This is a genomic window from Acidimicrobiia bacterium, from assembly GCA_036271555.1.
Lineage (GTDB): Bacteria > Actinomycetota > Acidimicrobiia > IMCC26256 > PALSA-610 > DATBAK01.
Genome location: DATBAK010000036.1, coordinates 58,821 through 82,097 on the forward strand (window position 1 = coordinate 58,821; position 23,277 = coordinate 82,097).

Annotated in this window: 15 protein-coding genes; 5 read left to right on the top strand and 10 right to left on the bottom strand. The window is 69.1% G+C overall.

Annotation, left to right across the window (positions count from 1 at the left end):
• Nucleotides 1–4: 4 nt before the first annotated feature.
• The 3 genes from VH914_09895 to VH914_09905 all read right to left on the bottom strand — a co-directional run bounded on the left by VH914_09895 (nt 5) and on the right by VH914_09905 (nt 6,781).
• A complete protein-coding gene (locus tag VH914_09895) occupies nt 5–2,848 on the bottom strand; it encodes a PQQ-dependent sugar dehydrogenase (protein HEX4491504.1) in 2,844 nt (947 codons plus the stop codon).
• 112 nt (nt 2,849–2,960) lie between these two features.
• Nucleotides 2,961–5,723 (bottom strand): alkaline phosphatase family protein, encoded by a 2,763-nt coding sequence (locus tag VH914_09900; GenBank protein ID HEX4491505.1) that lies wholly within the window; start codon nt 5,721–5,723, stop codon nt 2,961–2,963.
• 149 nt (nt 5,724–5,872) lie between these two features.
• The gene (locus VH914_09905; GenBank protein HEX4491506.1) at nt 5,873–6,781 is read right to left on the bottom strand and encodes a sulfotransferase; all 909 of its coding nucleotides are present in this window, start codon (nt 6,779–6,781) and stop codon (nt 5,873–5,875) included.
• A 171-nt stretch (nt 6,782–6,952) separates the two neighbouring features.
• Here VH914_09905 and VH914_09910 point away from each other — a divergent pair, with 171 nt between their 5' ends.
• Together VH914_09910 and VH914_09915 are read left to right on the top strand one after the other, a co-directional pair.
• A complete protein-coding gene (locus VH914_09910; protein ID HEX4491507.1) occupies nt 6,953–7,813 on the top strand; it encodes a sulfotransferase in 861 nt (286 codons plus the stop codon).
• Nucleotides 7,810–8,802, top strand: coding sequence for a hypothetical protein (locus VH914_09915; GenBank protein HEX4491508.1), 993 nt, complete (start codon nt 7,810–7,812; stop codon nt 8,800–8,802). Before VH914_09910 ends, VH914_09915 begins: the two co-directional genes overlap by 4 nt.
• Before the next feature lie 142 nt (nt 8,803–8,944).
• Here the strand turns inward: VH914_09915 and VH914_09920 are convergent, their stop codons facing one another.
• Together VH914_09920 and VH914_09925 are read right to left on the bottom strand one after the other, a co-directional pair.
• Nucleotides 8,945–10,393: a hypothetical protein gene (locus tag VH914_09920; GenBank protein ID HEX4491509.1), complete on the bottom strand. Its 1,449-nt coding sequence runs from the start codon at nt 10,391–10,393 to the stop codon at nt 8,945–8,947.
• A 36-nt stretch (nt 10,394–10,429) separates the two neighbouring features.
• Nucleotides 10,430–11,545, bottom strand: a complete 1,116-nt coding sequence (locus tag VH914_09925) for a cellulase family glycosylhydrolase (GenBank protein ID HEX4491510.1) — start codon at nt 11,543–11,545, stop codon at nt 10,430–10,432.
• 304 nt (nt 11,546–11,849) lie between these two features.
• Here VH914_09925 and cysD point away from each other — a divergent pair, with 304 nt between their 5' ends.
• The 3 genes from cysD to VH914_09940 all read left to right on the top strand — a co-directional run bounded on the left by cysD (nt 11,850) and on the right by VH914_09940 (nt 15,987).
• Nucleotides 11,850–12,755, top strand: a complete 906-nt coding sequence (gene cysD / locus VH914_09930) for a sulfate adenylyltransferase subunit CysD (protein ID HEX4491511.1) — start codon at nt 11,850–11,852, stop codon at nt 12,753–12,755.
• Nucleotides 12,755–14,008 (top strand): GTP-binding protein, encoded by a 1,254-nt coding sequence (locus VH914_09935; GenBank protein ID HEX4491512.1) that lies wholly within the window; start codon nt 12,755–12,757, stop codon nt 14,006–14,008. The genes cysD and VH914_09935 overlap by 1 nt, the downstream gene beginning before the upstream one ends.
• 419 nt (nt 14,009–14,427) lie before the next feature.
• Nucleotides 14,428–15,987, top strand: a complete 1,560-nt coding sequence (locus tag VH914_09940; GenBank protein ID HEX4491513.1) for a sugar transferase — start codon at nt 14,428–14,430, stop codon at nt 15,985–15,987.
• Nucleotides 15,988–15,993: 6 nt separating this feature from the next.
• Here the strand turns inward: VH914_09940 and ispG are convergent, their stop codons facing one another.
• The 5 genes from ispG to dxr all read right to left on the bottom strand — a co-directional run bounded on the left by ispG (nt 15,994) and on the right by dxr (nt 23,255).
• Nucleotides 15,994–17,202: a flavodoxin-dependent (E)-4-hydroxy-3-methylbut-2-enyl-diphosphate synthase gene (ispG, locus tag VH914_09945; GenBank protein HEX4491514.1), complete on the bottom strand. Its 1,209-nt coding sequence runs from the start codon at nt 17,200–17,202 to the stop codon at nt 15,994–15,996.
• 79 nt (nt 17,203–17,281) lie between these two features.
• Nucleotides 17,282–19,570 carry an alkaline phosphatase family protein gene (locus tag VH914_09950; protein ID HEX4491515.1) on the bottom strand — a complete coding sequence of 763 codons (2,289 nt, stop codon included), beginning with the start codon at nt 19,568–19,570 and terminating at the stop codon, nt 17,282–17,284.
• Between the two features lie 163 nt (nt 19,571–19,733).
• A complete protein-coding gene (locus VH914_09955; GenBank protein HEX4491516.1) occupies nt 19,734–20,873 on the bottom strand; it encodes a hypothetical protein in 1,140 nt (379 codons plus the stop codon).
• A gap of 31 nt (nt 20,874–20,904) precedes the next feature.
• Nucleotides 20,905–22,149 (bottom strand): RIP metalloprotease, encoded by a 1,245-nt coding sequence (locus VH914_09960; GenBank protein ID HEX4491517.1) that lies wholly within the window; start codon nt 22,147–22,149, stop codon nt 20,905–20,907.
• Nucleotides 22,146–23,255: a 1-deoxy-D-xylulose-5-phosphate reductoisomerase gene (gene dxr / locus VH914_09965; GenBank protein HEX4491518.1), complete on the bottom strand. Its 1,110-nt coding sequence runs from the start codon at nt 23,253–23,255 to the stop codon at nt 22,146–22,148. The genes VH914_09960 and dxr overlap by 4 nt, the downstream gene beginning before the upstream one ends.
• Between the last annotated feature and the right edge of the window lie 22 nt (nt 23,256–23,277).

The following is a 23,277-nucleotide window of genomic DNA, read 5'->3' on the forward strand; positions in this document are numbered from 1 at the left end:
AGCGTCAGCCCAGGCCGACGATCCGCGCGTCGCCGCCGATCGAGCCCAGCGAGCCGAAGAACTCGGCGTCGCCGAACGTGAAGATGCCGCCGTCGTCGGCGGCGAGCTCGTAGCCGTGGCCCGACGGCGTCGCCTCGATGCCGATGATCGGGCGGTTGAGTCGCAGCCCGCCGGTCGACCCGTAGAAGCGCGCGTCGCCGAAGGCGAAGATCCCGCCGTCGCTCGCCACCAACCAATACCCGTGGCCCGACGGCGTCGGCGCCATCCCGACGATCGGTCGGTTCAAGTGGATCGCGCCCGTCGAGCCGTAGAAACGGGTGGCGCCGAACGAGAAGATCCCGCCGTCGCTCGCCACCAACCAGTAGCCGCCACCGGCGCGCGGCGCCGCGAGGCCGAGGACGGGGCGCGTGAGTCGGAGCCCGCCGGTCGACCCGTAGAACCGCGCGCTGCCGTAGCTGAACACGCCGCCGTCGCTCCCGAGCAACCAGTAGCCGCGCCGATTGGGCGTCGACGCGAGGCCGACGATCGGCGCCGCGAGGTGATGGCCGCGCAGGTCGCCGTAGCTCGAGAGACCGAAGCCCTGCACGACGCCGGCTGCGCTGACGATGCGATAGCCGCGGTTGGTCGTCGGCGCGACCGCGTACGTCACCTTCGCGGTGACGGAGCCCGCGGGCGCGACGTACTCGAGGAACCGGTTGTGCGTGACCCGACCTCCCTCCGACCACGCGGGCGCGTCGAAGTCGGCGCCGCCCACCGAGACCGCGGCCGGCGCGGCGATCTCGCGCTCGCTGCCCGCGATCGTCGAGAACGTGTACGGCGTCCGGTGGCTCACGCCGTCGGCCGAGAGTGTGATGCCCGACGGTTGCGAATCGATCGTCACCCTCGCGACGACCGGCAGCACATTGCGCGTGATCGTCGTCGACAGCCCGTCGGAATCGGTCGCGGTCGTCGTAATGCGATAGGTCGCGGTCACGAAACCCTGGTCGGCCGCGACGAACGAACCGGAGACGCCGTCGAAGTCGTTCACGGGGAAGCGGTGGCCACCGGTCCAGTAGTCGATGCTCGTCGACACCGAGTCGCCGGTCAGCGGTCCGTCCTGGGGGTCGACCGCGTGCACCGCGATCGGGATCGTCGACCCGATGCGGAACCGGAAGGTCGTCGCCGGCGCGGTGAACGAGACCTGGGGCGGTGACACCCCCACCCGGATGTGCACGTTCGCGCTCGCGCTCCCGCCGCGCCCGTCGGAGACGAGCAAGGTCGCCGTGAACGCGCCGTGCCCGAAGGTGTGGACGGGATTCGCGCTCGTGCTCGGCGCGCCGCCGTCGCCGAAGTTCCAGAGGTACGAGAGGTGATCACCGTCGGGATCCGAGGAGCCCGCGCTCGAGAAGTGCACGGTCAGCGAGTTGCCGGTCGTCGACGTGTGGTCCGCGTGCGCGACGGCGACGGGCGGCCGGTTGCCCGAGCTCGTGTAGACGATCTCGTCGAGGGTGCCGGGTCCGAACGCGAGGAACGCGACGTTGCCGTCGGGCGCGATCTGGATGTCGACCGGGTTGCCCCACGTACCGGAGGTCCCGAAGTCGGTCGCGTGACCATTCGACAGATCGAGCGTCTGCATGCGCGCACGTGCATAGTCACCGAGGAAGAGCTTGCCGACGTACGGCGACGGATAGTTCGACGTGCCGAGGTAGCGGGGGCCGCCGACGATCGCGGAGCCGACGTCGTGGGGCACGTCGTCGTGGCGATAGCCGTAGAGGGGCGGCACCGCGCCCTGGCCCGTCCCACCTTCGGCCGGCGTATAGATCGAGTGGCAGATCGGCGCGGTCTGCGGCGCGGCCTGGTAGTCGGGCTGCACGAGCGAGATGCCGTCGCCGCCCTCGTAACACGGCCAACCCGCGTCGCGCTGCACGTCGGGGTTCGACGCGCTCTGCGGAAAGACCTGGAACATCTCCCACGTGTTCCAGCCGACGTCGCCGACGTAGAGCGTGCCGTTCGTCGGATCGATCGTGAAGCGGAACGGGTTGCGGAAACCGCGTGCGAACACGCGCGAACGCACGGAGTGGGGGTTCGCGGCGTCGTAGTACGGGTTCGATGCCACGCCGTTGCCGGTCGTGGGGTCGACGCGCAGGACCTTCCCGCGCAGGTCGTCGAGGTTGAGCGCGTTGATCGACGTGCCGGTTCCGACACCATTGCCGTTGCCGTCACCGAGGCCCACGTACAGCGTGCCGTCGGGACCGAACCGCAGCCCCGCGACCGAGTGCAACGTCGCCGTCGAGTCGAAGCCGGTCATCAGCACCCGCTCGCTCGACGGATCACCCACGTCGGGCTGACCGGGCTTGTTCGTGAGGCTCACGAGCTGACCACCCGCGGGTTCGGGTGAGTCGGGGTTCCCGGGATCGAGCTCCTCCGTGTACAGCACGTAGACGCGGCCGTTCGACGCGAAGTTCGGGTCGATCGCGAAACCGACCAGCCCGCGCGACTGGTACGTGTTCACCTGATCGCGCAGGTCGATGTAGATGTGCTGCACGCCGTGGTCCCACACGTCGAGCACACCGGTCTTGCGTGCGACGAAGATGCGACCGTCGGGCGCGTACGCGAACGACGTGACGTTCCCGCCGGGACCGTCGTCGAGGTTGTTCTGCACGGTCGCGATGCTGAAGCCCGCGGGCAGCCCGGTGACGTTGGGCGCGTTCGCCGCGATCGGTTGCGGCGCCACCGCGCGCGTCGACGCGTGGGCGACGGGAACGAGCGTCGCCACCATGAGCGCGACGACGGCGCACGGCATGACGACGCGCAAGCGCGTCGCAGCCCACTTCGACACGTCGCGCACCTCCCATGTTGCACGCGTCATCGCGCGGCTCCGGCTGGAGGCCCGCGCAATCGCACGCTATCCCCGGCGGGCGACGCGCGGAATCGTGGCACTCGCACGCGCAACGGACGCGCAACGCGCGCGCGTCAAACGATCAGAAGTGAACGATGGAAGACGACGACGCGACGGTGTCGTCGGCCGCGCTCGCGCCGCCGGTCGCGGGTTTCGTCGTGAGCTTCTTCGCCGGGCTCGCGGTCTCGCCGACCGCGTTCTCCGCGACGAGCCGGTACGAGTACGTGGTGTTCGGCTGCAAGCCCGTGAGGTCCGCGGTGATCGGCTTCATGCCCTTGTTGCCGCCCATGTCGACGTCGGGCGTCACGTGGTCGATGTTGTTGCCGACGCCCCACTCGAAGTGCGCCGTCGTGGCTGCGTCCTGCGGATTCACGCTGCCGGTGAGCGTGACCGAGTCCTTCGTGAGCGACTTCGGATTCGTGAGCTTCACCTTGGGCCCGGTGTTCGGGGTGAACGCGATGACGTCGCCGTACGTCGTGCCGACGCTGTTCGTCGCGACGACCCGGTAGTAGTACTTGCCCCCGCCCGTGAGGCCGGTGATCTCCTGCGCCGGGCTGCTCGCGCCGTTCGCCGCGCTCCGCGTCGGGGTGAAGTTGTTCAGGTTCGACGGGTTCGTGCCCCACTCGAAGTGGAACGACGTCGGCTTGCCGTTGTACCAGAGGTCCGCGAGGAGGTGCGCGGAGCTCGGACCGACGTCGGGAACCTTCGACACCGCGGTCGGCGCGCGACTCGCGGACACGGTGCTGACCGCACGCGCGACGTTCGACCGGCCGGTATCCGGATCGGTCACCGTGAGCGTGGTCGTGTAGATGCCGACGTGCTTGTACCCGTGCCTGAGCGCGGCCGGCGGCACGCCGGTGCCCTTCTTCGCCTTGGTGCCGTCGCCGAAGTCGATCGTCCACTTGCCCGCACTGCTCTCCGACGCGTTGAACGACTCGCTCAGCGTGTCGAAGCCCAATGGCTTGCTGCCTTGGATCCACACCGTCGGCGCCGCCGCGGTCACGTTCGCGACGAGCGTGTCGTCGGCGGTCGAGCCGGCCTGGTCGACGACGTGCAGGTGCGCGGTGAAGGCGCCGGCGCTCGCGTAGGTGTGCTTGATCGTCGCGGATGGCGCACCGGTTCCCTGCGTGCTCTTGCCGTCGCCGAAGTCGAGGGACCACTGCGTGAGCGCGCGCGTCCCCGTGCGGGTCTGCGACCCGTCGAACACGACCGAGAAGTTCTCGGTTCCGGAGATCGGACCGGCCGTCGCGTCGACGGCGGCGCGCGGCGGCGTTGCGGGCATGATGCTGCGCGACGAGAGGTCGGCCGCGCTCGGCGGTTGCGCGGAGGGCAGCGCCTTCGCCTTCGGATTCACGGGCGCCGCGAGCGCCGACGCGCTCGAGTTGCCGATGATGTCGGGCGGCCGCGGCGACTGCGTGAAGTCGAAGTCGTCGGCGAGGTCGGCGAGGCCCGGGTAGTTCTCGCGCACCACCGGCCGCGGGTCGGGACGACCGTCGGTCGTCGGGTCGAGTCGCGACGAGCCGAGGAACACGTCCTCGATGAAGCGCTGGTACGAGTCGAAGCTGTGCACGCCGTGATCGACGTAGCCCTGCTTCGCGTACGGGCTGATGAGCAGCGAGGGCACGCGGATGCCGAACCCGTTCGCGTCGACGCCGGGCGGGTTCACGTGGTCGTAGAAGCCGCCCCAGTCGTCCCACGCGAGGAAGATCGCGGTCGAGTCCCAGTCGGGACTCTGCATGACCTTGTTGACCATGTACGTGACGTACTTGCGGCCGTCCTCGATCGACGCGGGCGGGTGCTCGCTCACCGAGTTCGTCGGCACGACCCACGACACCGCGGGCAGGTTGCCGTTCTGCGCGGCGGCCACGAAGTTGTCGACGCTCTGGATGTTGCCGAGCTGGCCCGCCTGCTTGACGTCGCTGAAGTACGGCAACGGGTTCCAGATGCTCCCCGTGCGATACGACTGCGGCAGCGGGATGCACGTGAGGTCGCCGGGGTCCTCGCAGTCGGGCTCGCTGCCGTCGAACACGTAGTAGCCCCACGAGACGCCGTTCTGCGACAGCAGGTGGGTGACGTCGGTCCACGCGTAGTTCGGCGACGGCTGGAAGCGCGCGTCGTCGACCGCGTCGACCTCGTTCTCACAGCTCATCGGGTCGTTCGGCTTGTAGCACCGCGCGGCCCAGTCCGAGACCATGAACAGGTGCTCGGGCAGGCTCCACGTGCGGCCCGATCCGAACATGTGGTCCATGAGCACGTAGTTGTCGGCGTAGCTCCAGTACTCCGGTAGATCCGAGCGGAGCTTGTACGACATCACGTCGGGCTCGGCCTTCGGCACGCCGCAGTCGGGCTGGTTCGGCTTGCCTCGACAATTCTTCAGCGCGGCCTGGTACTGCTTGATGAAGCCGTCCATGCGGCCGCCGTCGATGTCGTTGTTCGCGTCGTGCGCGCCGTGCGGTCCGCCGTTCGTGATGTCGGTCGGGTCGTGCCACGGATACACGCACTGGTGCGTCGTGGGGTCGTTCACGCACACGGTCGGGTTGCCACTCGCGTCGACCGGGATGCCGTCGGCGCCGGGATACATCCCGAAGTAGTGATCGAACGAGCGGTTCTCCTGCATGATCAGGACGACGTGCTTGATCTTCGAGAGTCCGCCGGACGCGGGTGACGCGAGCAGCGTCGCCGTCGGGCCACCGGCCGCGCTCGCCGACGCGGTCCACGCGATCGCGAACGACGCGAGCAACGCGGCAACGGTGCTCAGCACGACGAGCGCGCGACCGCGACGGTGTCCGGCTCGCGCGGCAACCGTCTCACCCGCCCGGGCCCCGCCCGCCCCGCCCTCCGGCATCGGGGGAGGCTAGCTCGCCCTGCGCACGCCGACGAACGCGCACCGTGGCGATTCTCAGGGTCATTCGCTTTGCTCGCGGCTCCGTGACGCGAACGCGGGAGCGAGCGGGGTCGCGTGCTCGCTTCGCTCGCCGCGCGCGCCGTGAAACGTCAGGCCCAGGGCAGCTCGAGGGCGAAGCGGTCGGCGAGCGCGGCCTCGTCGGCCGCGAAGTGCGCCCGCAGGCGGGCCTCGGTCTCGGCCGACCAGCGCCCGCCTTCGTCACCCTCGGCTGCGGGTTCGTCGCGACGCACGTTCCAGTGGTCGAACCTGATGAAGAGGCGACTGCGCGTGCCCTGCGGCATCCGCTTCCACAGCCAGCCGACCGGGGATCGTCGCAACCGGCGCTGCACGTTCGGGAACCGTCGCTGCGAGCCGCCGACGTGGAAGCGCTCCCCCAGCCCATCGGGCAACACGACCGACACGCCGAGGAACTCGTAGATCTTGCCGAGCACCGCGGCGGGCTCGGACTCGAGGTCGCTCGTGTACGTCACGAGCAGCTGCTCGCGGTCGAAGCGCTCGAGATAGTCGCCGAGCATGCGGCCGTACTCGCTCCACGCGACGTAGGTCTCGCCGAGACGGGTCGACGCGCGCCCGGCCTCGAGCGCTTCGGGACTCGAGAGCATCTCCGCGATCGCGTCGTCGAACGACCGCGTGTCCTGATCGCGACGCGCCGCCATCCGGTAGTGCGAGTACGCGCGCTCGACCGGGTCGCGCAGGATCGCGACGAGCCGGGCCGCGGGGAACGCGTCGGCGACCCGTTGCGCGCACCCGCGGATGCACATGTACTGCGGCGTCACGGTGCCGAGCAGCCGACCCTCGGGCAGCGGCTGCGGGAAGTAGGTCGTGAAGAGGTGCTCCGCGCCCTTCGAGTACAGCTCGGGCCGGTTGAAGAACGGCGCTTCCTTGTCGGCCGGAAGGCACAGGCGCGGGTGCTGGCGCAGGTGCTCGAAGAGCGTCGTCGTCCCGCCCTTCTGCGCGCCAATGACGACGAAGTCGAGCGCAGGCGGCGGCGATCCCATGGGAGCGAGCGATGGTACCGGTCGCCCGGAAGCCGCTCGACCCCGGTCTCCTAGGATTCGCCGGATGCCCGCTCCGAGCTTGTTTGGTCAGCCTCGCAAGCTTCGGCTTCCCCGACGCCTCGGTGAGCAAGTTCGGCGGGCCGCAGGCGACGCGCCGGCTCTGGCGGCGACGTGATCCTGATCATCGGCATGTCCCGATCGGGCACCACGTTCGTCGGCCGGTTGCTCGAGTCACGTCCCGACGTGCACCTCGAGACCGAGCCGCACATGGTGTGGAAGGCCGGCAGCTTCTCGCATCTCCCGGACGACGTCGTCGAGGACGACGCGCGCGCCGCCTCGTGGATCCGGCAGACGCTGCTCGATGCCGCCGCCGAGAAGACACTCGTCGAGAAGTCGCCGGTGAACTGCCTCCGACCCGACCTCGTGCACCGAGTCTTCCCCGACGCGCGCGTCGTCTACGTCGAGCGCGATCCCGCCCGCTGCATCGACTCGAACTACCGGCGCACGCTGAACCACGAGTCGCTGAAGCCGTCGATCGCGATCCGCAAGTACCTGACGCCCCGCCGGGCCGAGGGCGACTTCGGCGAGCACCTCGACGCGACGGGTGGACGATCGCTGCTCAAGCAGGTGCGTCCGCGCGATTGGCCGGCATTCGTCGCGTACACGGCCCGCCTGCTCTGGACGCGCCAGACGAAGGGTCCGCTCCCGTTCGGGCCGAAGATGGCGGGCTTCGTCGAGATCGTGCGCCGCGACGGGCCGCTCGCCTATCACGTCGAGGTCCTGCGGGTCGCGCAGGAACGCAAGACCCGCTTCGTCGAGCTCTACGGCGACCGGCTCGCGAGCTTCCGGCTCGAGACGCTGCAGACCGATCCCGGCGAGATCGCGCGGCTCTTCACGTTCTGCGGGTTCCCGACCGATCGCATCGACGCCCTCGTCGGCGGCTTCGACCGCGATCTGGTGAGCCGCGCGTCGCGGCCGGGCCCACACGACGAGGAGATCCATCGACTGATGAAGACGCAGGGAGTCACGTGACGCTGCCCATCGACCCCGCGGAAGCGCTCGTCGTGGTGGGCGCGCTCGCGACGAAGCCGGCCGACCGCAACATCGAGCGCCACGAGGTGCATCCGGTCCAGGTCCTCACCGCCGACGGTTTCCAGCCGGTGCGCGCGCTCGACCGCGGTGAGTTCGGCATGAGCTCGCTCGTCATCCGGCCCGACGCCGACGTCGTCTACGGCTCGTCGGGCAACGACTTCTTCCGCCTCGATCTCGCGACCGGCACCGTCACCGACTTCGACGTCGAGCTCAAGGACAGCCACGAGATCACGGAGGTCGACGGGACGCTCTGGATCGCGAACACCGGGCGCGACGAAGCGGTCGCGTTCGATCTCGCGACCGAGGGCTTCACGCAGCGGGTGCCGGTGCGGTCCGCGCGTCGACCCCAAGCGTCGGCCGCGCGTCCGGGCGGCGACGACGGCGCCGAGACCGTCGACAAGTTCCACGCCAATCAGATCGTGCGCACGCTCGACGGGAAGATGTCGGTGCTCGTGCACCACGTCGACGGCAAGCAGACCGTGAAGTACGTCGCGCAACGGCTCGTGAAGATGCAGGGCAACGGCGGCGTCATCGAGCTCGAGACCGGCCGCGGCACGCCGCTGTCACTGAGCGGGCCGCACAGCATCCAGATCGTCTCCGACGACGAGCAGTGGATCTGCGACAGCCGCGCCGGCGTGCTGCGCGTCTACGACCGGGCCTGGCGCGAGCGCGCGCAGATCCCGTGCGCCGGTTGGGGGCGCGGGGTCGCGGTGTCGCGGGGGTCGGGCACGGTGTTCGTCGGCATCTCGGCGATCCGCAAGCGCTACCTCCAGGTCATCCCGACCTCGCAGCACTCGCAGAACATGGTGCAGGCGTTCGACGTCGCGCGCCGCGCGCTCGTCGGCGAGACGCTCGTCCCGAACCTCGAGACGATCAACAACGTGTACGTCGTCTCGCTCGCGACCGCCGAACGCCTGCTCGCGCTGTAGTCGCGGCGCTCTGACAGCGCACGACGGCAAACGGCGAGAGGAGTGAGCAAGCGACCTTGCTCACTCCCATCCCGCGTCATGGAGCGGCGAGCGCCCGCGGGCCGGGTATCCCGGCCCGCAGCGAGCGCGACCATCAGGACCGCTACATCATCCCGATCATCGGGCGGAAGAGCTTCACCGCGCTCATGTCACCCGCGAACGGCGCGCTCGGACCGAATTGGAAGATCTTCCCGGCCGAGTCGACGAACCAGTAGCCCTGCCCGTCGGAGGCGAGTCGCGCGCCGACGATCGGGTTGGTGTGGGCGGTGCCACCCGCGGACCCGAAGAACGGCTCGTGTCCGAACACGAACATGCCGCCGTCGGATGCGTACAGGTAGTAACCGTCGCCGTCCTTCGCCGCGTACATGCCGATGATCGGCTTGTTGAGGTGAAGGTTGCCGGTCGAGCCGAAGAAGCCGGCGTCCGATGGCGATCCGAAGGCGAAGATGCCGCCGTCGGAGGCCACGAGCCAGTAGCCGCGTCCGCTCGGCGCGGTCGCGATGCCGACGATCGGCTGGTTCAGGTGCAGGTACTGGAGGTCGTGGTGACCGGCCGAGTTGTTCCACGTCTGGGCGTCGCCATAGACGAGCACCTGACCGGTGGCGGTCACGAGGTAGTAGCCGGCCCCGGTCGCGGTGACGGCCATTCCGACGACGGGTGAGCTCAGCGCCGTGCCGCCGGCCGAGCCGTAGAACGGCGCGTCGCCGTAGCTGAAGACGCCGCCGTCGCTGGCGACGAACCAGTAGCCCGCGTTGCCGCAGGTGTTCTGCCCGGCAACCACCGGCTTGTTCAGCACCGTGCCACCGGTCGAGCCGTAGAACTTCTGGCCGCCGAAGTCGAAGACGCCGCCGTCGGAGGCGAGCATGCGGTAGCCCTTGAGCGCCGAGCTCGTGCTCGTCGTCGCGGTCGTGATCACGCGGATCTCGTCGACGACCGACGACGTCTTCAGCGCGAACGACAACGTGTGCGCGTTGATGAGCCGGGCGTAGTCACCGTGACCGTCGAGGCCGAGCTCGAGACCGGAGACGTTGTTCGCGTAGGTGGCCGGCCCGCGCAGCTCGGCCTTGCTCGCGTTGTTGCTCAACGTCGTCGCCTTCACCTCGACGCCGAGGATCGTGCCGGTGAAGCCCACAGTCGCGGCGCGGCGCACGATCGAGTCGCCGGGCGGGTCCGAGTGGACGAGGTAGCTGTTCACGAGGGTGCTCGCCGCGATCGTCGGCTGCGGGTTCGGCAGGCTCGACGGCTTGGAGTACAGGCCCGGGTTCTTGAAGTCGACGGGCACGCTCTGGCCGAGCGAGTGCATGCTCCGCTCTTCGTACACGTGCATCGTGGCGCTGACCGCGGTGCCCGGCCGCAGGCTCGCCGGCAGCGTGCCGGTGACGACGCCACCGCACAGACCGTTCACGCCCACGGTCGCAGGCGGCGTGGCCGCCGGGCGCGGCGTGGTCGCGCCGGCAGGCATCTGACCGGAAGCGAGCGCCGCCCCCGCCAGTGCCGCGATCGAAGCAACCGCCGCGATCCGTCCGTGGATCCGTCGGGTCCTCAACGTCATGAATCCAGCCCTTCGTCGGGTTGTGGTGCACCTGGCTCAGCGAACGGAACGCACGAGCGCCTGATACTGCCGTAGGGCGACCTTCGGCTGGTCATCGTGGGTGTAGAGCCCGAAGAAATTGCCGTGGTCGCCGGTGTCGGTGCCCTTGTCACGGTAGTCGAACCAGCACAACGGGCCCGCCCAGGGGTAGCTCCCCCAGAGGCGGTACGCGTCGTACATGATCTTCGCCTGTTGCACCTGGTCGACCGACTTCGGACCGCCCGTCGGCGCGCCGTATTCGGTGATCCAGACCTTCTTCGCCGAGTCGCCGTTCGCGACCATCGTGCGGCGCGCGTTCAGCATGCGGCTCCAGCTGCGCTGCCCCGCGTCGTCCGACGGCATCAGCGGATACGTGTACGGGTGGTAGCTGACCCCGTCGAAGTACGGCTTCGCGCCGGCGCGATACAGCGCGGCGAGGAACTCGTCGCCGCCGAGCACGCCCTTGCCGGTCTCGCCGCCGAGGCCACCCGTGAGCACGAGCGCCTTCGGATCGGCCGCCTTGATCGCCGGATACGTGAGCTGCAGCACCTGCTCGTACCGGGCGGGATCGGGGTGGGCGAAGCTCTTCACGTGGTTCGGCTCGTTGCCGAGCTCGTAGGCCGCGACCTTGCCCCGATACCGCTGCGCGAGCTTGCCGGCGAAGGTCGCGTACGTGTGCAGGTCGGGCGGGAACTCGACCGACCCCGCGCCCGACGCGCGCGCCCACTTCGGTGTGCCCGTGAGGTCGAAGATGATCCGGACGTCGTGCTTCGCCGCGTCGGACACGATGCGGTCGGGCACCGTCCAGTCGTCCTGATCCGGCCCGCGCTTCTCGACGATGTCCCAACGGATACCGGTGCGGATCCACTGCGCGCCCAGCGTCGCGATGCTCGCGATGTCGGCGTCGATACGGTCCGGCTCCTCCTTCACGAGCTGGATCCCGGTCGAGATCCCGAACTGGTCGGGCTGCAGCCCGGCGATCGTCTTCGCGTCGACGGTCGCGTCGGGCTCGGCGGGCGCGGCCTGCTTGTTGCGGCCGTCGTGGCGCGCGACCGCCACACCGACGACCACCGCCACCGCCGCGACCAGCACCACCGCGAGCAGCGCCGCGACAATGCGTCGGTTCCGGGACATGAGCCGCTATGCGCAGACCGCAGGTGCGGTCAGCCGGGGCACGACATCGCGTCGTACGAATCGAACGCGTCAGGTCGCAGCCGCATCGGCGACGACCTTACGCGAGGGTTGGCGACCTCCGGCCGGCGGCCTCGCGGCCTTTTCTCAGGACGGCCCCGCGGCCGATAGGCTCGCGGCGCGTGCGTGCGCCCGGGGCGGCCGCGTGCCGTTGTGAATCCGACCGGCGGCGAATTCTCCAAACGTGCCGATCCGGAAGGAACTCGGTATCCTCATGACACTGAGCGTCGTAGGGCGGTGACTGCACGTGAATACTCAGATCTCACATCTCGACGCGCTCGAAGCGGAGTCGATCCACATCTTCCGTGAGGTCGCGGCCGAGTTCGAGAAGCCCGTGCTCTTGTTCTCGGGCGGCAAGGACTCGATCGTGATGCTCCGGCTGGCCGAGAAGGCGTTCTCGCCGGCGCGCATTCCGTTCGCGGTGATGCACGTCGACACGGGCCACAACTTCTCGGAGGTCATCGACTTCCGGGACCGGCGGGTCGCCGAGCTCGGCTTGAACCTCGTGGTCGCCTCGGTTCAGGAGTCGATCGACACCGGCCGGGTCGTCGAGGAGACGGGCCCGCGGGCCAGCCGGAACCGGCTCCAGACCACGACGTTGCTCGACGGCATCCAGTCGAACGGGTTCGACGCCGTCTTCGGCGGCGGGCGACGCGACGAGGAGAAGGCCCGCGCCAAGGAGCGCGTCTACTCCTTCCGCGACGAGTTCGGTCAGTGGGACCCGAAGAACCAGCGGCCCGAGCTCTGGAACCTCTACAACGGGCGCCACCGCAAGAGCGAGCACATCCGGATCTTCCCGATCTCGGACTGGACCGAGCTCGACATCTGGCAATACATCGACGAGCAGAAGATCGAGGTGCCGTCGATCTACTTCGCGCACCACCGCGACGTCTTCCGTCGCGACGGGATGCTGCTCGCGGTCTCCGACTTCGTCACGCTGCTCCCCGACGAAGAGCCGGAGAACCTGCTCGTGCGCTACCGCACCGTCGGTGACGCGAGCTGCACCGGCGCGGTGGAGTCGTCCGCCGGGACCGTGCACGACATCATCCTCGAGGTCGCGGCATCGCGAATCACCGAGCGCGGCGCGACGCGCGCCGACGACCGCTTCACCGAGGCCGCCATGGAGGACCGCAAGCGCGAGGGGTATTTCTGATGGAGATGCTGCGGTTCGCGACCGCGGGTTCGGTCGACGACGGCAAGAGCACGCTCATCGGGCGCTTGCTGCTCGAGACGAAGCAGATCTTCGAGGACCAGCTCGAGGCGGTCGAGCGCACGAGCCGCGACCGCGGGTTCGACTACACGAACCTCGCGCTGCTCACCGACGGTCTGCGCGCCGAGCGCGAGCAGGGCATCACGATCGACGTCGCGTACCGCTACTTCGCGACGCCACGGCGCAAGTTCATCATCGCCGACACGCCCGGACACGTGCAGTACACGCGCAACATGGTTACCGGCGCGTCGACCGCCGACCTCGCGCTCGTGCTCATCGACGCGCGCAAGGGCGTGCTCGAGCAGTCGCGGCGCCACTCGGTGATCGCATCGCTGCTGCAAGTGCGCCACCTCGTGCTCTGCGTGAACAAGATGGACCTCGTCGACTACGACGAAGAGCGCTTCGAAGAGATCTGCGCGGAGTTCACCGACTTCGCCGGCAAGCTCGAGATCGACGACCTCACGTTCATCCCGATCTCGGCGCTGCACGGCGACAACGTCGTCACGCACTCGCCGAACACGCCGTGGTACGGCGGCCCGACGCTGCTCCATCACCTCGAGCACCTCTACATCGGCTCCGACCGCAACCTCATCGACGCGCGGTTTCCGGTGCAGTTCGTCGTCCGGCCGATGTCGCACGAGCACCACGACTACCGCGGCTACGCCGGGCAGGTCGCGAGCGGCATCTTCCGCGCCGGCGACGAGGTCATGGTGCTGCCGACCGGCTTCACGACGTCGGTCGCGAGCATCGACGTCTTCGGCGGCCCCGTCGAGGAGGCGTTCCCGCCGATGTCGGTGAGCATCCGCCTCGCCGACGACCTCGACGTCAGCCGCGGCGACATGCTCTGCCGGCCGAACAACGCGGCGACCGCGACGCAGGACATCGACGCGATGGTCTGCTGGTTCAACGAGCGGCCGCTACGCGAGGGAACGATCTACGGCATCAAGCACACCACGCGCACCGCACGCTGTCGCGTGCAAGGACTGCAGTACCGGCTCGACGTGAACACGTTGCACCGCGACGAGCAGCCGGGTGCGATCGCGATGAACGACATCGGCAGGATCAGCCTGCGCTCGACGGTCCCGTTGTTCGTCGACGAGTACCGCCGCAACCGCATCACGGGCAGCTTCATCCTGATCGACGAAGGCACCCACGAGACCGTGGGCGCCGGGATGATCCTCGGAGAGTCGAGCTGAACGAACGGACCGGACGGGTCGCACGGACTCGACCGATCCCGTCGACAAAGCACGAAGTCCACGGCCGATTTCGGGGGGCAGGCCACGAGGGCAGCGCAGAATGTTCACGCCTCGGCAACATTTCGGAAGCCGTCGCGCGAAATGATGTTGCCGCCACTGGTAGTGGCGACCAGCGCAAGGCAGAATGGGCTGTCCCGGGCTTCCCGGGGCGCCAACACTCGGACAGGTCGGGGACCCTGGACGGGCCAAGAAAGGATTAAGGACCGAGCCGTCGGGGGAACGTTGGGAACGCACGGGGGCGGCAGGATGACGCGATCAGGGGCAGGGCGGCCCGGGACCGGCGCACAGCGTTGGTCCAGCATGGAGGCGATGAACCCGGTTCTCGGCGTGCCCGCACGCGAAACGGGGGTACCCGCCGCGTGAGCACCTCACCTGCCATTCAGTCGCGCGGCAACGCGACGCGCGCCAAGCTTCAAGTCGTCGGCGGTTCCGGGCCGACCGGCTCACGCTGGCTGCGCCGCATGCTGCTCGTGCTCGACCTCGCGTCGGTCGCGATCGCGTGGGGCATCGTGCTCGTCGTCCCCGGCCGCTTCAACGGCGCGTTCGCCGGACGCCCGGGTGCGCTGGTCGTCGCCGAGTGCACGATCGTGCTCGCGTCGATCCTCGCGATCGCGTCGCAACGGCTATATCTCGCGCGCGTCTCCGGGGTGCGGTCCGTCGAGATCGCCCGCCTCGCGCGTGCGGCCGTCCTGTCCGGTCTCGCTGCGTTCGTCGTCGGCAATCTGATCGACGCCAGCATCTCCGCGTGGCGCGCGGCTGCGGGAGCGGCGCTGTCGTTCCTCCTGCTCGCGTGGTTCCGGGCGGTGTACACGACCTGGCTCAAGTGGGCACGCGCGCAAGGTCGTTACTGCCGGCCGGTGATGATCATCGGCTCGAACGAGCAGGCGCACGCGCTCTTCCGGTTGCTCGACAACCACCCCGAGATCGGCTTCCGCATCGTCGGAGTCGTCGGCAACGCGCCCGATGTCGCGCACTGGTCGGAGTCGGCGCGCTACCTCGGCACGCTCGACGACAGCCTCGCGGCCGCGGCGGCGACCGGTGTGACCGGCGTGATGATCGCCGGCAGTGCGGTCCCGCGCGACGAGCTCGACGGCCTGACCCGCGGGCTGCTGCGAGCCGGGCTCCACGTGCACCTGCACCTGTCGAGCGGGTTGGAGGGTGTGTCGAGCCGGCGCTTGCGGCCACTCCCCCTCGCCTACGAGCCCCTCTTCTACCTCGAGCCGCTGCAGCTCTCGAACTGGCAGCTGACGCTCAAGCGGGCGCTCGACGTGACCCTCGCGAGCATCCTGCTCGTCGCGAGCGCGCCGGTCCTCGCGATGGCCGCGCTGCTCATCAAGCTCGAAGACCACGGCCCCGTCTTCTTCAGACAGCAGCGCGTCGGCCGCCATGGCGACCTGTTCACGATGCTGAAGCTGCGCACGATGAAGCCCGACGCCGAGCGCTACCTGTCCGAGCTGCTCAGCGTGAACGAACGGCGCGGGCCGCTGTTCAAGCTCGAGCGCGATCCGCGTCGCACACGCATCGGCCGTCTGCTCGAAGCCTCGAGCATCGACGAGCTGCCGAACCTGCTCAACGTGTTGCGCGGCGAGATGAGCCTCGTCGGTCCCCGTCCCGCGCTGCCGTCGGAGGTCGCGGAGTTCGACGAAGACCTGCTCGCGCGTCAGTCGGTGCCCCCGGGCATCACCGGTCTGTGGCAGGTAGAGGCGCGCGACAACCCGTCGTTCTACGCGTACAAGCGGCTCGACATCTTCTACGTGGAGAACTGGTCGCTCTCGCTCGACGTCGCGATCATCATCGCGACGATCAAGCACGTGATGCTGCGGATCGTGCGCAAGCGGGTCATGGCCCGCGCCGCGCGCAACGGCACCACCGGCGCGACGAACGCGAACAACAGCACGGCCGCCGCCAGCGCGGAGTAGTTCGAGCTATTCGTTCGCGCGTTTGCGGACGAGCTCGATGCGCGTCTGATCGTCGTTCGCGTCGGTGCCCTGCTCCGCGAGGAGCTCGGCGCGCGTGGCCGCGGTGATCGCCTCGGCATCCGCGTCCGCCGCGGCGATGCGCGCCTCGATGCCCTCGGCGAGGATGCGCTCGGCTTCCTCGATGAGCGCGGGCACCATCTCGGCCTCGGGCACGACCCGCACGACGTGGCCCTTCACGAAGAGGTGGCCCTTGCCCCGGCCGGCGGCGATGCCGAGGTCGGCCTCGCGTGCCTCTCCGGGGCCGTTCACCACGCAGCCCATCACCGCGACCTGGAGCGGGATGTTGCGCTGCTCCAGCGCTTCCTGGGCGGTGCGCGCCACCGTGATGACGTCGACCTCGGCGCGCCCGCACGACGGGCACGCGATGAGATCGAGGCCCTTGCGCTCGCGCAGTCCGAGCGCTTCGAGCAGCTGGCGTCCCGCGCGCGCTTCTTCGACGGGGTCGGCGGTGAGCGAGTAGCGGATGGTGTCGCCGATGCCTTCCGCGAGCAGCGTCGCGATTCCTGCGGTCGACTTCACGAGTCCCGCGGGCGGCGGACCGGCCTCGGTCACACCGAGATGCAGCGCGCAGTCGGTGGTCTCCGACAGCAGGCGGTAGGCGTCGATCATCAGCGCGACGTTCGACGCCTTCACCGAGATCTTCACGTCGTCGAAGCCCACCTCGCGGAACAGCGCGAGCTCGTGCATCGCGGACCCGACAAGCGCCTCCGGCGTGATGCCGCCGTGTGCGTCGGCCATCGCGGGGTCGAGCGAGCCCGCGTTCACTCCGATGCGGATCGGCAGGTTGCGATCGCGCGCCTCGCTCGCGACGAGCTTGATGTGCTCGGCCTTGCGGATGTTGCCGGGGTTCAGTCGCAGCCCCTGCACGCCGGCTTCCATCGCCGCGAGCGCGAGGCGGTACTGGAAGTGGATGTCGGCGATGATCGGCACCGGCGAACGGGGCACGATCTGCGCGAGGCCCTCGGCCGCGGCTTCCTCGTTGCAGGTACAGCGCACGATGTCGGCACCGGCACCCTTGAGCGCGTAGATCTGCGCGAGCGTCCCGTCGACGTCGGCCGTCTTCGTCGTGGTCATCGACTGGACGCTGATGGGCGCACCGCCGCCGACCGCGACATCGCCGACGACGACCTGGCGCGTGACCCGCCGTTCGTGCATGTCCCGAGCCTAGGACCGGCGCCGGCCCGCCCCGGCTACTCGCCCCGATGCGTCGACACGATCTTCACGCTTCGGACACCTACGACGGGCTCGTCGTGAACTTGATGATCTTCCCGTACGACGTGCCGAACGCACTCGATGCGGCGATGCGGAAGAAGTAGGAGTGGTGCGGGAGGAGCCCGCTCAGGTCGGCGTCGAAGTTGCCGGTCGTCGTGGTGTCGACCGGGGCGGTCTCCATGCCGAGCCGCCGGGTCGGCCCCCAGTCGAACCAGAAGCTCGCGCTGGGCGCGCCGTTCGGGTTGACGCGACCTGCGAGCTTCGCGGTCGTCCCCGTGACGGCACTCGCGTTGCCGGTGCCGACGCGCGGCGGCCCGCCCGCGGTGATCGATGTCGTCGCGGTCGCCTTGGTGACGCCGCTGTCGGGCGCGACGACCGTCAAGGTCGAGTGGTAGACCCCCGGCTCCGCGAACACGTGCGTGAGGTTCGCGGGCGGGACGCCGGAGCCGACGACCGCGTCGCTGCCGTCGCCGAAGTCGACCGACCAGTCGCCCGATGTGCTGTGCGAAGCGTCGAAGTGGATCGTCTTGCCGACGTCGCCGTTGATCGGCGTTCCGGTGATCCACGTCGTCGGCGACGTCTTCGGCAGCGTCACGTCGACGCCCAGCGTCGCGGTGCTCGCCTTCCCGTTCGTGTTGCTCACCGAGAGCGTGGCCGTGTAGTCGCCGGGATCCGTGTAGGTGTGCTCGATCGGCGCCGACGGCCGACCGGAACCCGACGCGAGCTCGGAGCCGTCGCCGAAGTCGAGCGTCCAACTCGCGCGCGCACCCGCACCCGCGGTCTGCGACGCGTCGAAGGTCACCGCGAGCGGCGCGTCACCGATCACCGGCGCGGCGTCGGCCGCCTCGATCTGCCGCGCGGTCGCCTTCGGCGCGTGCTTCGGCACGACGAGCGGCGTCGCGAGCTTCGACGCGGCCACGGTGGGGAGCACGAGTGGCGGGCGCGGATCCTGCGTGAAGTCGAAGTCGTTGCGGAGGTCGCCCAGCTGCGGCGCGTTCTCGCGCACGTCGGGCCGGTTGTCGGGACGACCGTCGGTTGCGGGGTCGATGCGCGCGCCGCCGAGGAAGCGGTCCTCGATGAATCGGAGGTACGCGTCGAAGCTCAGCGTCTGGTGATCGATGTAGCCGGCCTTCGCGTATGCGCTCACCATCAAGCCGGGCACGCGCAGGCCGTAGCCGTTCCCGTCGACCGCGGGCGGTTGGACGTGGTCGTAGAACCCGCCCCAGTCGTCCCACGCGAGGAAGATCGCGGTGCTGTCCCAGTCGGGCCCCTGCATGACGGAGTTCATCAGATACGTGATGTACTTCTGCCCGTCGCTGACCGTCGCCGACGGATGCTCGCTCACGGAGCTCGTCGGAACGACCCACGACACCGACGGCAGGGTGCCGCTCCGCGCGTCGGTGACGAAGTTCGTCACCGACTGGATGTTCGGGAGCTGCTTGTCGGCGCGCACGGTGTCGAACTTCGGCAACGGGTTCCAGTAGCCACCGGTCTTCGCGTCGAGGGGGCGGGGCACGCAGACGAGCGCATTGGGATCGATGCAGTCGGGCTCGGTGCCGTTGAACACGAAGTAGTTCCACGACACGCCCGCCTGTTTCAGCAGGTATGTGACGTCGGTCCACGCGTAGTCCGGCTGCGACGACGGCGTCTTGCTCTCGTCGTTCAGACAGCTCGACACGACGTGCGGAACGTCGCAGATGGCAGACCATCCCGACACGAGCGTGAGGTGCGACCGCAGGCTCGGCCCCGAGAGCGGCTCGAACATGTGGTCCTGCAACACGAAGTTGTCGGCATACGCCCAGTAGTTCGGGATGTCGGCGCGCAGCTTGTAGCCCATGACGTCGGGCACGGGCGCGTCCTGATCGCCGCACAGGCGGCCGCCGCCACCCTCGACCTTGCATTGGATCTCGTACGCGTTGATGAAGCCGTCCATCGCGCCCTGGTCGATGTCGGTCGCAGTCGACGAGACGCTGTGCGGGCCCCCGAAGTTGGCATCGTGCGGATCGTGGAAGGGGGCGGAGCACACACCGCGCTTCGGATCGGGCGCGCAGACCGTCGGGTTGCCGTCGGCGTCGACCGGGATACCGTCGGCGCCGGGATATTTGCCGAAGTACTCGTCGAACGAGCGGTTCTCCTGCATGAGGACGACGACGTGCTTGATCTTGTCGATGCCGGGCGCGTTCGCGGAGCCGAGCAGCACCGCGACCGGCTTCGCGCCCGCCTCGGCCGGCGCACCCCACGTCGACAACGCCGCCGCGACCATGACGACGACCACCACACCGAGCCGCAGCGCCCGGGCCCACACCCTCATCCGTGAATCCTCCGCCCCCGAATACGGCGGTCACGCTACACGGCGAGTCTCGGCCCGCTCAGGCGCGGGCCAACCGCCGGATCGGGCGGGTCGTTCCGCGGCCCGCTCGACTTGGGGACTGAGGCGTCGGTCGCGGCGCGCGGAGCGAGTGCGACAAACCGTTTCAGGCGTGCGCGATCGACGAGTAGGTCGACCACGAGGGCTTGTGGTCGCCGGCGTCGTTGATGATCCCGAACCAGTCCTTGTGGGTCGAGGTGTCGGTGCCCTTGTCCTGGTAGTCGAACCACGAGATCACGCCGCCCCACGAGTACGTCTTCCAGAGGTCGAACCCGTTCTGCATGATCTGCGACTGCTCGGTCTGGCTCACGCCGCCGGGACCGTTCGTCGGCGCGCCGAACTCGGTGACCCAGATCGGCTTGGCGCTGTCGCCGTGCTGCACCATCAGCGCGCGGACCTTCAGCATCTGCGACCAGCTGCGCGTCCCGCCGCTCGTACCGCCGCCGTTGACATCCTGCGTCGGCAGCAACGGATACGTGTACGGGTGGTACGCGATGCCGTCGAAGAAGCCCTTCCCACCGTGCGCGTAGACGCCGGTGAGGAAATCGAGGCCGGTCAGGTTGCCCTTGTGGTGGCGACCGCCGGCCAGCCCGGCCGTGAGCACGAACGCGTTCGGGTCGGCCTTCTTCATCGCGGGGTACGTGTCCTGGAGCATCGTGGCGTACGCGGCGGGATCGGGGTGCGTGACCTCGCTCGTCAGGTTGGGCTCGTTGCCGAGCTCGTACACGCGCACGCGACCCGCGTAACGCGCCGCGACCTTGGCGCAGAAGTCGGCGTACTGCTGCGGATCATCGCCGTACTCGCCTTCTTCCGACGCGCCCGACCACTTCGGCGCCTGACCGATGTTGAAGATCAGCTGCACGTGGTTCTTCTGCGCGTCGGACACGATGTGATCCGCGTTCGACCAGTCGTCGTGATCGGCCGACTGCGGCTCGACGTCGCGCCACAACAGCGCGGTGCGCAACCAGCGCGCGCCGGCGTCGGCGATGCCCGCGATCTCGGTGTCCTGCTTCGACGCGCTCTCGTTCCACATCTGCACGCCGGTCGTGAGTCCGAGCTTCGCCTGGAGGTTCGAGAACGCGATCTTCCCGGACGGGCCGAGCGTCGGCGGTGTCGTCGACGACGACTTGTGTCGTGAGTGCGCGATGAGAATGCCGCCACCGACCGCGGCCGCGACGACCACGACGACGAGCAGGATGTTCACGACGTAGCGCGCGGTCGAGTTGTCGCGACGAGTTCGAGGCATCAGGCGTCTGTCCTTCCCACCGTTCGGGCGGTCAGAACGGATTCGCGATCGGATTCTTCACGTCGAGGAACAACGTCGACAAGAAGAGGAACGCCAGCACCGCGAGCACGAGCAACGTGACGGGCATGAGCCTCGCCACGTCGACCTGCACGCGGCGGCGTCGCACCGCCGACGCGATCCATTCGTAGATCGCGATCGCCGCATGCCCGCCGTCGAACGGCAGCAGCGGCACGAGGTTGAAGATCCCGATGAACACGTTGATGAGAATCAACAGGAGGAAGGTCTGCACCCAACCCGCGGCCACGGCCTGACTCGCGAGGCGACCGAAACCGACGACCGAGACGGGGCGATCCTGCTGCGCCGACTTGGGTGGGGATTTCTGGAAGTTCTCGAGGTATCCGTGCACACCGGAGGGCGAGAAGATGTGACCCAGCGCGGCGATCGACGTACCGCCGAGCTGCACCTCGCGCCACGGTGCGAGCGCGACCGACTGCAGGACGCTCGGGCGCACGATCGATCCGTCGGGCGTGATGCCCGCGTAGCCGACGTGATCGCCGGGATCGTCGGGACGACCCGCGGCGAGGTGCACCGACAACGTGACGCGCTCGGGAACACCGTTCGCCTTGCGCGAGACGACGAGCGCGACGGTCTCGCCCGGTCGATCCTGGATCGCCTTCACGGCGTCGTCCCACGTGTGCACCGGTTGTCCCGCGACCGAGAGGATGTGATCCCCCGGATGCACGAGCGCCTGCGCGGCCGGACCCGCGACGTCGTGCACCGTCGTCGTCGTGCTCGAATCGGAGAACCAGTCCCCCGCGCACGCGAGCACGACGAACACGAGCACGAGCGCGATGAGGAAGTGCATCGCCGATCCCGCGCACGCGACACCGAGCTTCTGCAGGAAGCCCTTCGACCGGTACGCGCGCGGCTCGTCTTCCGGCTCGACCTCTTCGAGGTTCGTCATGCCGATGATGCGGCAGTAGCCGCCCGCGGGGATCGCCTTGAGGCCGTACTCGGTCTCGCCCTTCTGCACCGACCACACGCGCGGCCCGAAGCCGACGAAGAACTCGGTGACCTTCATGCCCGCGCGCTTCGCCATCACGAAGTGACCGAACTCGTGCAGCATGATCATCACGAAGAAGCCGAAGATCACGGCGACCGTGCCGAACACGTTCGGCCGCGCGACCGCGAGCACGACACCGGACGCGATCGCGAGCAGCACGTAGGTGACCGCGCGCTTCTTGTCGATGTCGACCGCTTCGAGCGGATCTCTCACGCCGCGCTCCTCCCGGCGATCAGCTGCCGGGCCCGATCGCGAGCGCGACGGTCGGCCTCGAGCACGTCCGCCACCTCATCGGCGGCACCCGTCCCGTCCTGAAGCACGGCGTCGACGACCTCGTCGATACCGGTCCAGGGCAGGCGGCGATCGAGGAACGCCTCGACGGCAACCTCGTTGGCGCCGCTCAGCGTCGCGGGCGCGGTACCGCCGTTGCGGCCGGCCTCGTACGCGAGGTCGAGGGCGCGGAACGTCGCGCGATCGGGCACCTCGAAGTCGAGCGAGCCGAGCGTCGCCCAGTCGATCGCGCCGAACGGTTGGTCGAGCCGCGCGGGCGCGCCGAGCGCGAGCCCGATCGGAAGCCGCATGTCGGGCATCGACAGCTGTGCGACCGTCGCGCCGTCGCAGAACTCGACCATGCTGTGCACGACCGACTGCGGATGCACGACCACGTCGACCTGGTCGAAGTCGACACCGAACAGCTCGTGCGCCTCGATCACCTCGAGGCCCTTGTTCATCAGCGTCGAGCTGTCGATCGTGATCTTCGCTCCCATCGACCACGTCGGGTGCGCGAGCGCCTGGTCGACGGTGACGCGCGCGAGCTCGGCGCGCTTCCGTCCGCGAAACGGTCCTCCGCTCGCGGTCACGACGAGTCGACGGACTTCCGACGGACGCCCCGCGCGCAGGCACTGGTAGATCGCGGAGTGCTCGGAGTCGACGGGCACGATCTCGCCGCCGCCGTGCGCGCGCACTTTCGCGACGACGGGTCCGCCCGCGATGAGGCTCTCCTTGTTCGCGAGCGCGAGCCGCTTGCCGTGACGCAGCGCGCTGAGTGTCGCGGGAAGACCCGCGAATCCGACGACCGCGTTCAACACGACGTCGGCATCGGGATGCGCGGCGAGCTCCTCGAGCGGCGCGGCGTCGTCGCCGCAGAGCACCGCGCGTTCCGGCGGCAGACCGAACTCGGCGGCCTGGGTGTCGAGCGCGACGCGGTTCCGGCCGGCTGCGAGCGCGACGACCTCGTAGTCGTCGGGGTGCGCGCGCAGCACCTCGAGGGCCTGGGTTCCGATCGAGCCCGTCGACCCGAGGATGACGACGCCGGTCATTGTCGAAAGCCTAGAGGGCGGG

Bases quoted from the DNA above. Each gene is read 5' to 3' on its own strand.
- VH914_09895 (HEX4491504.1), bottom strand. From the start codon at position 2,848: ATGACGCGTGCAACATGGGAGGTGCGCGACGTGTCGAAGTGGGCTGCG.
- VH914_09900 (HEX4491505.1), bottom strand. From the start codon at position 5,723: ATGCCGGAGGGCGGGGCGGGCGGGGCCCGGGCGGGTGAGACGGTTGCC.
- VH914_09905 (HEX4491506.1), bottom strand. From the start codon at position 6,781: ATGGGATCGCCGCCGCCTGCGCTCGACTTCGTCGTCATTGGCGCGCAG.
- VH914_09920 (HEX4491509.1), bottom strand. From the start codon at position 10,393: ATGACGTTGAGGACCCGACGGATCCACGGACGGATCGCGGCGGTTGCT.
- VH914_09925 (HEX4491510.1), bottom strand. From the start codon at position 11,545: ATGTCCCGGAACCGACGCATTGTCGCGGCGCTGCTCGCGGTGGTGCTG.
- VH914_09935 (HEX4491512.1), top strand. From the start codon at position 12,755: ATGGAGATGCTGCGGTTCGCGACCGCGGGTTCGGTCGACGACGGCAAG.
- ispG (HEX4491514.1), bottom strand. From the start codon at position 17,202: ATGCACGAACGGCGGGTCACGCGCCAGGTCGTCGTCGGCGATGTCGCG.
- VH914_09950 (HEX4491515.1), bottom strand. From the start codon at position 19,570: ATGAGGGTGTGGGCCCGGGCGCTGCGGCTCGGTGTGGTGGTCGTCGTC.
- VH914_09955 (HEX4491516.1), bottom strand. From the start codon at position 20,873: ATGCCTCGAACTCGTCGCGACAACTCGACCGCGCGCTACGTCGTGAAC.
- dxr (HEX4491518.1), bottom strand. From the start codon at position 23,255: ATGACCGGCGTCGTCATCCTCGGGTCGACGGGCTCGATCGGAACCCAG.